The following is a 12,810-nucleotide window of genomic DNA, read 5'->3' as shown; positions in this document are numbered from 1 at the left end:
TCCCGCTTAGCGTGTGCCGAAGACCACCATGGTCTTGCCTTTCACATCGACAAGGTTGCGTTCCTCAAGATCCTTGAGCACGCGACCGACCATCTCCCTGGAACAACCGACAATTCGCCCGATTTCCTGGCGGGTTACCTTGATCTGCATGCCATCGGGATGGGTCATCGCATCCGGTTGCTTGCACAGTTCCAATAGGCAACGCGCCACTCGGCCGGTCACGTCGAAAAACGCCAGATCGCCCACCTTGCGCGTGGTGTTGCGCAAGCGTTGTGCGATTTGTCCGCTGAGCACGTAAAGAATGTCCGGATCCTGCTGGGACAATTCGCGAAACTTGGTGTAGCTGATTTCCGCAATTTCACACTCGACCTTGGCTCGCACCCAGGCGCTTCGCTCTTGCTCCTGGCCCGCCTGTTCGAACAGACCCAGTTCACCGAAGAAATCACCGGCGTTGAGATAGGCGATGATCATCTCGCGACCATCGTCGTCCTCGATCAGGATCGTCACCGAACCCTTGATGATGAAGTACAGCGTGTCCGAGCGGTCGCCGGCACAAATGATGTTGCTCTTGGCCGCATGGCGACGGCGCTGGCAATGCATCAACAGCTTGTCGAGGTTCTTGATTTTGGGTGTTGGGGTAATAGCAACCATGGTTGTATCCCGAAAAGACTGCACGGTGATGTTTGATTTTTTTATGAGGCGCTGAAGGCGGTCGCTACACGGCTGGCATGGGCGCCAGCCAATTGGCGCCAGCTTACCAGACACTTCGTCGAAAATTCGAGAAATTACCTACGCTGCAGAGGCAACTGTCCTAGGATCGTCGCTCGCTGTCAGACCGGGGCGCTGTGCTAAGCTGGCGACCCTTTTTTCTACAGTGGAGTCTTGGCGATGAAGGCACGCATCCAATGGGCTGGCGAAGCCATGTTCCTCGGCGAATCCGGCAGCGGTCATGTCGTGGTCATGGACGGTCCGCCGGACGCCGGTGGTCGTAATCTGGGTGTCCGCCCGATGGAAATGCTCCTGCTGGGCGTTGGCGGTTGCAGCAACTTCGATGTGGTCAGCATCCTGAAGAAGTCGCGTCAGGCCGTTGAAAGCTGCGAAGCCTTCCTGGAAGCCGAGCGCGCGACCGAAGATCCGAAGGTGTTTACCAAGATTCACATGCACTTCGTGGTCAAGGGCCGGGGTCTGAAAGAAGCCCAGGTCAAACGCGCCATCGAATTATCCGCCGAAAAGTATTGCTCGGCCTCGATCATGCTGGGCGCAGCCGGCGTGGCGATCACCCACGATTACGAAATCGTCGAACTCGGTTGAACCGACATTCAACTATCATAAAAGCAGTGCAGACTCTGGCGATCCCCCGCTGACGTCTGCATAATGCGCCACTTTTTTCAGGGCAGTGATCGGTCAACCGATGGGTCAGCCGCCTGAACAGATAACCAAAATCGCCATCGCGAAGAGGTGTTAACCGTCCTACGCAGGTGCGTTGTTCGCACTTGACGGGCATGCTTGATCACGCGGCCGTGCCGCATACATAGAGAGTTTTTAACGGTGAAAAGCAAACTCAAGCTCCACGGGTTCAATAACCTGACAAAGACCTTGAGCTTCAACATCTATGACATCTGCTACGCGGAAACCCCGCAAGACCAGCAGGCTTACGTCGAGTACATCAATCAAGAGTACAACGCGAAACGCCTGACGCAGATTCTCACAGAGGTTGTCGAGATCATTGGTGCCAACATCCTGAACATTGCCAGTCAGGACTACGAACCTCAGGGCGCCAGCGTCACGATTCTGATTTCTGAAGAGCCGGTCACCCCGACTGAAAGCCAGATTGAAGAGTCACCGGGCCCGTTGCCCGAAATTATCCTGGCCCACCTCGACAAGAGCCATATCACGGTGCACACCTACCCGGAAATCCATCCGGACGACGGTATTGCAACCTTCCGTGTGGACATCGACGTGTCGACCTGTGGTGTGATTTCACCGCTGAAAGCGCTCAACTTCCTCATTCACCAGTTCGATTCGGACATCGTGACTGTGGATTATCGTGTGCGCGGCTTTACCCGTGACGTTGAAGGCAACAAGCACTTCATCGACCACGAGATCAACTCGATCCAGAACTACCTCTCCGAAGACACCCGCGACGCGTATCAGATGACCGACGTGAACGTGTATCAGGAAAACCTGTTCCACACAAAAATGCTGCTGAAGAACTTCGAACTGGATAACTACCTGTTCGGCGACGCCACCAGCAACCTGTCCCCGGAGCAACGTGCTCAGGTGACTGATCGTGTGAAGCACGAAATGCTGGAAATCTTCTACGCGCGCAACATGCCGACGTAAGATTCCCGGGCACAAAAAAAGGCGACCTCTCGGTCGCCTTTTTCATTTCTGTTGTGAAAGCCTGCGGGCTTTCTCACTAGAAGGCTTTCTGCGGCAACACGGATCTCAGATCCGGTAAGTACTTTTGGTCATCACCTTCGCCAACAGGCTCATCCCGAACTTCACCGGTGCCGGAAAGCGGAAACCACCAGCCTCCAGCGCACTTTCCGCGTGATGTTCTTCATCAATGCGCATCTGCTCCAGAATCGCCCGGGACTTTTCGTCCTCAGCCGGCAATTGCTCCAGATGTTCGTTCAAGTGTTTGCACACCTGATGCTCGGTCGCCGCGACAAACCCCAGGCTGACCTTGTCGCTGATCAGCCCGGCAACCGCGCCGATTCCGAACGACATCCCGTAGAACAGCGGATTCAACACGCTGGTGTGGCTGCCCAGCTGATGAATGCGCTGCTCGCACCAGACCAGATGATCGATCTCTTCTTCGGCGGCGTGTTCCATGGCCTCGCGCACCTGCGGCAGTTTGGCGGTCAGTGCCTGCCCCTGGTACAACGCCTGGGCGCAGACTTCACCGGTATGGTTGATGCGCATCAGGCCGGCGACGTGGCGGGTGTCTTCGTCGCTCATTTGCACTTCAGGCTGCACAATGGCCGGCGACGGACGATATGGCTGGCCACTGAAGGGCAGCAAGGTACGCATCGCGGCATCGGCTTGCAGCAGAAGGCGGTCAATCGGCGAGTAGTGACGTTGGGTAGTCATGCTGACCTCCGGAAGAATCTCGGCGGCCAGTTTAACCGAATCGGCCGGGGAAGGTTTGCGCTGGGTCATGCGGGAGCGGGGCTCCCGCACGTTTTGCCGTGAATCAGCCCGGCGGCCAGTTCATCTGACGCTGACCGAGTACATGCATGTGGATGTGATAGACGGTCTGCCCACCCTTTTCATTGCAGTTCATCACCACCCGGAAACCTTCTTCGCAGCCCAGTTCCAGTGCCAGACGCTGCGCGGTGAACAGGATATGCCCGGCCAACGCCTTGTCGTCTTCGGTCAGGTCATTGAGGGTGCGCACCGGTTTCTTCGGGATCACCAGAAAATGCACCGGTGCCTGGGGAGCGATATCGTGGAACGCCAGAACCTGGTCGTCCTCGTAAATGATCTTGGCCGGAATTTCCCGGTTGATGATCTTGGTGAACAGAGTATCCACTGCTGTTTTCTCCGTTGTTTGGGCTGGTCTGAGTGTACTCATGGGGAATGAACCCGCCCAGTGTTTTGCTGTAGGACGGTTCAGCGCGGGCAGTAAGCCTTGTTGACCATGCCGACGATGGTGCGGTTGAGCCAGCGCGAACCCAGTCGCGGCAGGAACGCAAACCAGCGGTTGCGCCGTCCCGGAATGATGATCGCGCGATTTTTCTCCAGCGCGCGCACGGTGTACAGCGCGACTTCCTCGGGGCTCATCAGCAGTTTGCTGTCCTTGAGCTTGTCGCTGTTCAACTGCGCCGTGCGGAAAAAGGCAGTACGGGTCGGGCCGGGGCAGAGCACCGATACCTTAACCGCGCTCTGTTTGAGCTCAACCCGCAGGGCTTCGGAAAAATGCAGCACGTAAGCCTTGCTGGCGTAATAAGTACTCATCCACGGGCCGGGATTGAACGCCGCCATCGAGGCAACATTGAGTATTTGTCCGCCACCCTGCAACGCCATGCTGTTGCCGATTGCGTGGCACAGACGGGTGAGGGCGAGAATGTTGACTTCGATCAGATCCTGCTCGGTCATCCAGTCCTGCGCGAGGAACGGGCCACAAGTGCCTATGCCGGCGCAATTCACCAGCAAATCAATCTGCCGGTCGCCTTCTTCCAGCTCAAGGAGGAAGCCGGACAGGCGTAATGGTTCGCCCAGGTCGCAGGCACGGAACAACACTTCCACGCCGAAGCGTTGGGTCAGTTCGATTGCGATACTTTCCAGCTGATCACGCTGTCGTGCTACCAGAATCAGGCTGCGGCCGCGCCGTGCCAGCGCTTCGGACATGGCCAGGCCAATGCCGCTGGAGGCGCCAGTGATCAGAGCGTAACGGGTCATGCAATTCTCCATCGCAACAGCTCCGCGCCGACGACGCGGGTGTCACGGCGGGGAGCGCTGTTCATTCTTTTGCAGAGTCTACAGGGGGCTGCGCCGCTTCGGCTGCATCCTCGGCGGAATTCGCCGCCGGTTCGACTTCGACTTCGATTTCATCGGTGGTTACCGAGCCGCTTTCGTAACTGCTTTCCAGATTGCTTTCGTATTCTTGCTGAATGGCCGAGATCCCGCCGAGCATGCCCCCTGCGAATATCAGCGCGAAGAACACGATCCACAACGAACACAGGACTTTGACTGCCGTGCTGTTTGGTGGCGGCGGTGGGCCATAGCGGTTGGCGCCGGTGTTGCCCGGCACGACCATGATCACCAGCGGGAAGAAGCTGCCGACGAAGGGTACAAGGTTCAGCAGCCACAACCAGCCCGACCAGCCGATGTCATGCAGACGTTGAACACTGAACAGAATGCTGACGATGACAAAGCCAAGAAACAGGAAGAACGCGAGGATTCCCCCAATGATCAGGCCGGTGGTGGAGTCGCCGCTGACCAGCCCCAAGGCGACCAGGGCAAATATGCCGACCACGGGCAGAGTGACCAGGCTCAGCACCATCGTCCACGCCAGAAAACGCAAACGGCCGATCCGTCCTTCGACGCCGAACGGCTTGAGTGTGGCAAAGGCCGGCAGGCTTTCGCCGACGCTGGCGCGTGGTGGCGCGTACGGAGAATCCGGCTCCGCCACGACGGGGGCGTGCTCGTGGACGTCCGACAGGTTCAGTTCGATGGCGGTTTCGGTCTCGATTCGCGCGTCGATCCCGGTTTTGTTCAATGCCTGCAGATAAGTCTGCGCATCGCTGTGGGACAGGTCGCGTTTGAGGGCTACGATTCGGCCATTGAACAATCGCTCAATGCCAGCCACATCGCTTTTGAACAGATCCGCCAGATTGAGTTTGGCCGTGGTGATATCGACACCGGGCTGTAGAGCACCGTTGAAAACGATCTTGTAACGGGGTTCGCTCATGGCCGAGGCATCCTTGTCGCGAGTAGATTGAAAAGTCGTCAGTGTAAGGCCGGTCGCGGAGTGACTGGCCTGGTTTTTTCAGCGGGGCCAGCGGGTCGACAATTGCCGCGTGCGCTCTTGAGCCTGGCGATACTCGCCGTCGAGACGCGCGATCAGTTGATCCACACTCGGCAGATCATCGATTTGCCCAACGCCCTGACCTGCCGACCACACGGTTTTCCAGGCCTTGGCTTCGTCGTTTATCGGTTTGAGTTTTTCGCCAAAATTGACTTCGCCCTTGCCCTGCAGCGCGGCCAGATCGAAACCGGCGGCCTGCAGGCTTTGGCGCATGAAACTCGCCGGAACTCCCGACACCGCTGGAGTATGGATGATGTCCGCGGCCTTGGCTGTCAGCAGCATCTCCTTGTAGGCGTCAGGCGCATGACTTTCCGTGGTGCCGATAAAACGCGTACCAAAGTAGGCCAAATCCGCACCGAGCATTTGTGCGGCCAGAATCTCATGGCCATGGTTCAAACATCCTGCAAGCAACAGCGTCTTGTCGAAGAACTCGCGGATCTCGGCAATCAGTGCGAACGGGCTCCAGGTGCCGGCATGGCCCCCGGCGCCAGCCGCCACCGCGATCAAACCATCAACGCCAGCCTCGGCAGCCTTTTCGGCATGCCGGCGGGTAGTGACGTCGTGGAAGACCAGGCCGCCATAGCTGTGCACCGCGTCGACCAGTTCCTTCACCGCGCCGAGGCTGGTGATGACGACCGGAACCTTATGTTCGACGCAGATATTCAGATCCGCCTGCAAGCGCGGGTTGCTGTTGTGCACAATCAGGTTCACCGCGTAAGGCGCCGGGTTGTCCAGTGTCGCGAGTCCCGCCTCGATCTGTTCCAGCCAGGCTTTGAACCCGCTGCTGTCACGCTGGTTCAACGCCGGGAAGCTGCCGACCACGCCGTTTCGACAGCAGGCGAGCACCAGTTCCGGATTGGAAATCAGGAACATCGGCGCCGCCACCACAGGCAGACGCAGACGTTGTTCGAGCAGAGCGGGCAGCGACATTGTGAACACCCCAAATATCTGTACTTGTTGAAGTTAGAACGGCTTGACCACGACCAAAATTACGATAGCCAGCAATATCAGAACCGGCACTTCATTGAACCAGCGATAAAAGACATGGCTGCGGGTGTTCTCGCCACGGGCAAAACGTTTTACCTGTGCGCCGCACATGTGGTGATAGCCGATCAACAGAACCACCAGGGTCAACTTGGCGTGGATCCAGCCACCCATGCTGAAGATGCCCGGGTTGAGATAGACCAGCCAACCACCGAAGATCAGTGTGGCGATCATCGCCGGCCCCATGATGCCGCGATAGAGCTTGCGCTCCATGACGCTGAAGCGTTCTTTGCTGATCGTGTCCTCACTTTGCGCGTGATAAACGAACAGTCGCGGAAGATAGAAGAGGCCGGCAAACCAGCACACGATGCTGACGATATGTAGCGCTTTGATCCACAGATAGAGCATTTTTGGTTATTCCCAGGTTCACGGTAGCCGGGATAGTAGAGGCTTGAGCGTCCGCACGTCACCTTGACGGTTGTCGCAGGGGCGCGCGGCCCCTATTATCGACGGCTTTCCAGTGGGTTCGTTGAGGGCAGGTTTATGGTCAAGGTCGGTATCGTCGGCGGCACGGGTTACACCGGTGTCGAACTGCTGCGTCTGTTGGCACAGCATCCGCAGGCAGAAGTGGTAGTGATCACTTCCCGATCCGAGGCCGGTCTGGCCGTGGCTGACATGTACCCGAACCTGCGCGGTCACTACGACGGTCTGGCGTTCAGCGTGCCGGATATCAAAACCCTGGGTGATTGCGATGTGGTGTTCTTTGCTACGCCGCACGGTGTTGCCCACGCATTGGCAGGCGAGCTGCTGGCGGCGGGCACCAAGGTCATCGACCTGTCGGCCGACTTCCGCCTGCAGGACGCTGAAGAATGGGCCAAGTGGTATGGCCAGCCGCATGGTGCGCCGGAGCTGCTGGATGAAGCGGTTTACGGTCTGCCTGAAGTCAATCGCGAGCAAATCAAAAAAGCGCGCCTGATCGCCGTGCCGGGGTGCTATCCAACTGCGACTCAGCTGGGTTTCCTGCCTTTGCTTGAGGCAGGTCTGGCCGATGCATCGCGCCTGATTGCCGACTGCAAATCCGGTGTCAGTGGTGCCGGTCGCGGTGCGGCTGTAGGGTCGCTGTACTCCGAGACGTCGGAAAGCATGAAGGCTTATGCGGTAAAAGGTCACCGTCATCTGCCGGAAATTCGTCAGGGCCTGCGTCGCGCCGCGGGCAAGGATGTTGGTCTGACCTTCGTTCCGCACCTGACACCGATGATTCGCGGTATTCACTCGACGCTTTACGCGACTGTGGTCGATCGTTCGGTGGATTTGCAGGCACTGTTCGAAAAGCGCTATGCCAACGAACCGTTCGTCGACGTGATGCCAGCCGGAAGCCATCCGGAAACCCGTAGCGTGCGTGGCGCCAACGTCTGCCGTATCGCGGTTCACCGTCCGCAGGATGGTGATCTGGTGGTGGTGCTGTCGGTGATCGACAATCTGGTCAAAGGTGCCTCGGGTCAGGCTGTGCAGAACATGAACATCCTGTTCGGGCTGGATGAGCGTTTCGGCCTGTCCCACGCCGGTATGCTGCCGTAACACTTTATCGAGCACAGCAAAAAGGCCCGTCAAATGGGCCTTTTTGCATTCTGAGGAGTTGATCGGCTTTATTGATATACCGTAACAATAGTTGACCGATTTTCTAGGACAAGCGGATAATGCGCGTCATCACGCATTATGGCGGCGTAACGCCGGGAGATAGTCAGCATGAGCGTCGAATCCTTCACCCCCACGGCTTTGCAATTCACTCAAGGTGCTGCGCACAAGGTGAAGAGCCTGGTCGATGAAGAGGGGAATGATCGCTTGAAGCTGCGCGTATTTGTTACGGGTGGCGGTTGTTCAGGGTTTCAGTACGGTTTCACCTTCGATGAAGATGTGGCCGAGGATGACACCATTGTCGAGCGCGAAGGCGTGAGTCTGGTAGTTGATCCGATGAGTTTCCAATACCTGGCGGGTGCCGAAGTGGACTACCAGGAAGGTCTGGAAGGTTCGCGCTTCGTGATCAAGAACCCGAACGCCACCACGACTTGTGGTTGCGGGTCTTCGTTCTCGATCTGATTGCACTTCGCTGCACATAACAAAACGCCGCAGAGCCTCACGGTTCTACGGCGTTTTTTTTGCCAGCATTTCGCTCAGTTGGGATAGATGGCGCCGAGTACGCGCAGGCCTTTGGCGCCGGTAACGCTTGGCCGGTTGGCAGCGATACCTTCGAGGCAGCAATGGGCTAGCCAGGCAAAGGCCATCGCTTCGACCCAGTCAGGATCTACGCCGTGGGTGGCAGTGCTGGCGACGGTGGTGCCCGGTAGCAAGTCGGCAAGGCGCTTCATCAGTGTGGCGTTGTGCGCGCCGCCGCCGCAGACCAGTAGTTCCTGAGTATCGCTTTGGGCACTTTGCAGCGACTCGACGATAGTCAACGCCGTCAGCTCGAGCAGTGTTGCCTGTACGTTTTCTGCGGCGAAAGTCGGCAGCCGTGAAAGGTGCTGCTCCAGCCATGGCAGGTTGAACACCTCCCGGCCGGTACTCTTCGGGCCTTTGGTGGCGAAGAATGGGTCGCTGAGCAGTGCTCCGAGTAGCGTCGGCTCCACCTTACCGCTGGCTGCCCAGTCACCATTGCGATCGTAGTTTTCGCCGCGCTGCTGCTTAATCCAGGCATCCATCAGAACATTCCCTGGGCCGCAGTCGAAACCGGCTACAGGCCTGGTCGGCTCTATCAGACTCAGATTGCTGAAACCGCCGACATTCAAGACCGCCTGATTGCCGGTACGCTCTTCGAACAAAGCTTCATGGAAGGCTGGCACCAGAGGTGCGCCTTGGCCACCGGCAGCGACGTCTCGACTGCGGAAGTCACTGACGACGGTAATGCCCGTCAGCTCGGTCAGCAGAGCAGGGTTGCCAATCTGTACCGTAAAACCGCGCGCGGGCTCATGGCGGATGGTCTGGCCGTGACTGCCGATTGCGCGGATGTTTTGAGGTTTGAGCTGCTGCTGTTCGAGAAGAGTGTGAATGCCCTGAGCGGCAAGTTGCACCCAGTGCTGCTGCACAATTGCCGATCGGGCGATTTCGTCGGGGCCGCTGGCGCACAAGCCAAGGAACTCGGTGCGCAGCGATTCAGGCATGGGGATGTAGTGCGTGGCGATCAGTTTGATCGCCGAAGTCTGCTCGATCAGGGCAATGTCCAGACCGTCGAGGCTGGTTCCGGACATCACGCCGATATACAGGGCCATCGCTTAACGTTTGCTCGAGGCAAGCATGGTGGCCTTCTCTTGATCCATGCGCGCCATCAGCGGCTGGCTCTGGGCGAGGAAACGCGCCCGTTCGGCTTTGGCAATCGGATCGGCCATTGGCAGCTTCTGACCCAGCGGATCGACGTGCACGCCGTTGACCTGGAACTCGTAGTGCAAGTGAGGGCCGGTCGATAGGCCGGTAGTGCCGATGTAGCCAATCACCTGACCCTGCTTCACGGTGCCACCGGTTTTCACGCCTTTGGCGAAACCCTGCATGTGACCGTATAGGGTGCGATAAGTATTGCCGTGTTGAATGATTACGGTGTTGCCGTAGCCACCACGGCGGCCGGCGAGCAGTACTTTACCGTCACCGGCTGCCTTGATTGGCGTACCGCGTGGGGCTGCGTAATCGACGCCCTTGTGAGCGCGGATCTTGTTCAGGATAGGGTGTTTGCGGCCCATGGAGAACTTGGAGCTGATGCGGGCGAAATCCACCGGCGTACGGATGAATGCCTTGCGCATGCTGTTGCCATCAGCGGTGTAGTAGCTGCTGTTGCCCTGTTTGTTGGTGTAACGCACCGCGGTGTAAGTCTTGCCGCGGTTGGTGAAACGCGCGGAGAGGATCGGGCCATTGCCGACAGCCTTGCCGTTGACCACTTTCTGCTCGTAGATGACGTCGAATTCATCGCCTTGACGGATGTCCTGGGCGAAGTCGACGTCATAGCCGAACACGCTGGCCATATCCATAGTCAAGCTGTGGGACAAGCCTGCGCGGGCTGCGGATTGCGACAGCGAACTGTTGATGACGCCATGGACGTAAGCGGTGCGAACGGTTGGTTTTGCAGTGACGCGATTGAAGGCATAACCCTTGTCATTCTTGGTCAGGGTGATGGTTTCAACGTCACTGACCTTGCTGTGCAGGCTGGTTAGTTGACCTTCCGGGTTGAGTTCGAACTCGAGTTTCTGGCCGTGCTTGAGCTGGCTGAACTGCTTGGCCTGCTTGTCGCTGGCCAGAATTTCATGCACGGCTGCGGCCGGCAAACCTACCTTTTCAAACAGCGTAGAGAGCGTATCGCCTTTTGCGACAACGACTTCTCGATGACCAGGGGCTTTTGGTTTTTCCGCGACGGGTGCTGGCGCAGGAGCGGCTTCAGCCGTTTGCGAAGTGGTTTCGTCGCTGTTTTCTATCTGTGCAAAGGGGGAGGTTACGGGCTCATTTGTGGCTTGAGCCGTGTCAGCAGCGTCTTGATCTTGTGTCAGTTGTTCAGCAGGACTTTCCAGTTCAAGGCTCAGGGTCGTCTTTTTGGCTTCAACATCACTGGAAGGAAATACCAGGAGCGCCAGGCTGAGTAGGGCGGCGATTCCACTTGCAGCGAGCAGGTGGGTCTTCGGGTAAAGCGGTGGCGCTTTAGACGGTTCAGTGGTCATAAGTAATTTTGACTTTGAAAAATGATGAATTGGAAAAGATGAATGACATGATGAAGATGAAATAACTGTATAAAATATAACCAAATCATCTCTGAAGCAAGTCTACAGACAGTGCGTCTGTGGATTGGTGTCCGTGCGCCGGGCAAAACTTGTAATTGGTGCGCGATCTTGTATGGTTGGTTCCCTTTGAATCTGAGCCTTGCGGGTCTGTTATGAAGTCGGTTGAAGAGCAGCTAGCGCTGATTAAACGTGGTGCGGAAGAACTATTGGTCGAGTCCGAGCTGATCGAGAAGCTCAAGCGCGGCCAACCGCTGCGTATTAAGGCTGGTTTCGATCCAACTGCTCCGGATCTGCACCTTGGTCACACTGTCCTTATTAATAAGCTGCGCCAGTTCCAGGAGCTGGGGCATCAGGTGATCTTCCTTATAGGTGATTTCACCGGGATGATCGGTGATCCGAGCGGCAAGAGCGCCACTCGCCCGCCGCTGACTCGTGAGCAGGTTCTGGAGAACGCTGAGACGTATAAAACTCAGGTCTTCAAAATTCTTGATCCGGCAAAAACCGAAGTCGCATTCAACTCCACCTGGATGGATCAGATGGGGCCGGCGGACTTCATTCGCCTGACCTCGCAATACACCGTCGCTCGAATGCTCGAGCGCGACGATTTCGACAAGCGCTACACCACCAATCAACCTATCGCTATTCACGAGTTCCTTTACCCGCTGGTTCAGGGTTATGACTCGGTCGCTCTGCGCGCGGATGTCGAGTTAGGTGGTACTGACCAGAAGTTCAACTTGCTGATGGGGCGTGAGCTGCAGCGTGGTTACGGTCAAGAGGCTCAATGCATCCTGACCATGCCGTTGCTTGAAGGTCTGGATGGCGTGAAGAAGATGTCCAAGTCGTTGGGCAACTATGTTGGTATTCAGGAAGCGCCGGGCGTCATGTATAGCAAGCTGGTTTCTATTCCGGATGCGCTGATGTGGCGTTACTTCGAATTGCTCAGTTTCCGTTCGATGGATGAGATCAATGCTTTCCGTGCTGATGTAGAGGCGGGTGCCAATCCGCGTGATATCAAGATCAAGCTGGCTGAAGAGATCGTTGCGCGTTTCCACGGTGAAGAAGCAGCGGCGAATGCTCACCGAGGTGCGGGTAACCGTATGAAGGATGGTGAGTTGCCGGATGATCTGCCGGAGATCGAGTTGGCCTCCGCTGAGGATATGCCGATTGCTGCTGTCCTTAATAAGGCGGGTCTGGTGAAGAACTCGGCGGCGGCTCGTGATCTGTTGGCGGCTGGCGGCGTGCGTGTAGATGGTGAGGTGGTTGACCGCTCCTTTATATATGTACTGGGCGCAACCCACGTTTGTCAGGCCGGCAAGAAGGCATTTGCGCGTATCACGCTGAAATCTGAGTGATATCGAAAATAAGTGTTGACGGCGAATTTCAGATGTCTATAATTCGCCCCACTTCCGGCGCAGTCGAAACGGAAAACTCCTTGAGATTCAATGAGTTATGTAGGTTTCGGCGGTAAGTGCTTCAGTTCATCGAAGCCAAAAGGAAGTTGAAAAAGAGGTGTTGACAACAGCGTGTAACGCTGTAGAA

General features: G+C 57.1%; 14 protein-coding genes. 5 read left to right on the top strand and 9 right to left on the bottom strand.

The window, feature by feature from the left end:
* Positions 1-6: 6 nt before the first annotated feature.
* Positions 7-651 (bottom strand): cAMP-activated global transcriptional regulator CRP, encoded by a 645-nt coding sequence (gene crp, locus F2P67_RS21120; RefSeq protein ID WP_053124359.1) that lies wholly within the window; start codon positions 649-651, stop codon positions 7-9.
* 237 nt (positions 652-888) lie between these two features.
* Between crp and F2P67_RS21115 the strand changes: the two genes are divergently transcribed.
* Complete coding sequence (locus F2P67_RS21115; protein ID WP_003228794.1) at positions 889-1,311, top strand: OsmC family protein; 423 nt, start codon at positions 889-891, stop codon at positions 1,309-1,311.
* 237 nt (positions 1,312-1,548) lie between these two features.
* The gene (gene speD, locus F2P67_RS21110; RefSeq protein WP_016983471.1) at positions 1,549-2,343 is read left to right on the top strand and encodes an adenosylmethionine decarboxylase; all 795 of its coding nucleotides are present in this window, start codon (positions 1,549-1,551) and stop codon (positions 2,341-2,343) included.
* 105 nt (positions 2,344-2,448) lie between these two features.
* Here the strand turns inward: speD and coq7 are convergent, their stop codons facing one another.
* The 6 genes from coq7 to hemJ all read right to left on the bottom strand — a co-directional run bounded on the left by coq7 (position 2,449) and on the right by hemJ (position 6,928).
* Positions 2,449-3,096 carry a 2-polyprenyl-3-methyl-6-methoxy-1,4-benzoquinone monooxygenase gene (gene coq7, locus F2P67_RS21105; protein WP_166223222.1) on the bottom strand — a complete coding sequence of 216 codons (648 nt, stop codon included), beginning with the start codon at positions 3,094-3,096 and terminating at the stop codon, positions 2,449-2,451.
* 103 nt (positions 3,097-3,199) lie between these two features.
* A complete protein-coding gene (locus F2P67_RS21100; RefSeq protein WP_003228789.1) occupies positions 3,200-3,538 on the bottom strand; it encodes a histidine triad nucleotide-binding protein in 339 nt (112 codons plus the stop codon).
* 80 nt (positions 3,539-3,618) lie between these two features.
* On the bottom strand, positions 3,619-4,407 hold the full coding sequence (locus F2P67_RS21095) for an SDR family NAD(P)-dependent oxidoreductase (RefSeq protein ID WP_166223219.1): 789 nt from the start codon (positions 4,405-4,407) through the stop codon (positions 3,619-3,621).
* 61 nt (positions 4,408-4,468) lie between these two features.
* The gene (locus F2P67_RS21090; protein ID WP_166223217.1) at positions 4,469-5,419 is read right to left on the bottom strand and encodes a DUF805 domain-containing protein; all 951 of its coding nucleotides are present in this window, start codon (positions 5,417-5,419) and stop codon (positions 4,469-4,471) included.
* A 78-nt stretch (positions 5,420-5,497) separates the two neighbouring features.
* On the bottom strand, positions 5,498-6,466 hold the full coding sequence (locus F2P67_RS21085) for an NAD(P)H-dependent flavin oxidoreductase (RefSeq protein ID WP_166223214.1): 969 nt from the start codon (positions 6,464-6,466) through the stop codon (positions 5,498-5,500).
* Positions 6,467-6,499: 33 nt separating this feature from the next.
* The gene (hemJ, locus tag F2P67_RS21080) at positions 6,500-6,928 is read right to left on the bottom strand and encodes a protoporphyrinogen oxidase HemJ (RefSeq protein ID WP_166223211.1); all 429 of its coding nucleotides are present in this window, start codon (positions 6,926-6,928) and stop codon (positions 6,500-6,502) included.
* Positions 6,929-7,063: 135 nt separating this feature from the next.
* Here hemJ and argC point away from each other — a divergent pair, with 135 nt between their 5' ends.
* On the top strand, positions 7,064-8,098 hold the full coding sequence (gene argC / locus F2P67_RS21075) for an N-acetyl-gamma-glutamyl-phosphate reductase (protein WP_166223208.1): 1,035 nt from the start codon (positions 7,064-7,066) through the stop codon (positions 8,096-8,098).
* A gap of 168 nt (positions 8,099-8,266) precedes the next feature.
* Positions 8,267-8,617 carry an iron-sulfur cluster insertion protein ErpA gene (erpA, locus tag F2P67_RS21070; protein WP_003228776.1) on the top strand — a complete coding sequence of 117 codons (351 nt, stop codon included), beginning with the start codon at positions 8,267-8,269 and terminating at the stop codon, positions 8,615-8,617.
* Positions 8,618-8,691: 74 nt separating this feature from the next.
* On the opposite strand, the gene F2P67_RS21065 is transcribed toward erpA, so the two are convergent.
* Both F2P67_RS21065 and F2P67_RS21060 read right to left on the bottom strand, forming a co-directional pair.
* The gene (locus F2P67_RS21065; protein ID WP_166223205.1) at positions 8,692-9,783 is read right to left on the bottom strand and encodes an anhydro-N-acetylmuramic acid kinase; all 1,092 of its coding nucleotides are present in this window, start codon (positions 9,781-9,783) and stop codon (positions 8,692-8,694) included.
* Positions 9,784-9,786: 3 nt separating this feature from the next.
* Positions 9,787-11,211 (bottom strand): peptidoglycan DD-metalloendopeptidase family protein, encoded by a 1,425-nt coding sequence (locus F2P67_RS21060; RefSeq protein ID WP_166223202.1) that lies wholly within the window; start codon positions 11,209-11,211, stop codon positions 9,787-9,789.
* A 212-nt stretch (positions 11,212-11,423) separates the two neighbouring features.
* Between F2P67_RS21060 and tyrS the strand changes: the two genes are divergently transcribed.
* Complete coding sequence (gene tyrS, locus F2P67_RS21055) at positions 11,424-12,623, top strand: tyrosine--tRNA ligase (RefSeq protein ID WP_166223199.1); 1,200 nt, start codon at positions 11,424-11,426, stop codon at positions 12,621-12,623.
* The last annotated feature ends 187 nt before the right edge of the window (positions 12,624-12,810 follow it).

Source organism: Pseudomonas atagonensis (genome assembly GCF_011369485.1).
GTDB classification, from domain to species: Bacteria; Pseudomonadota; Gammaproteobacteria; order Pseudomonadales; family Pseudomonadaceae; genus Aquipseudomonas; species Aquipseudomonas atagonensis.
This window is presented reverse-complemented; position numbering and strand designations above follow the sequence as displayed.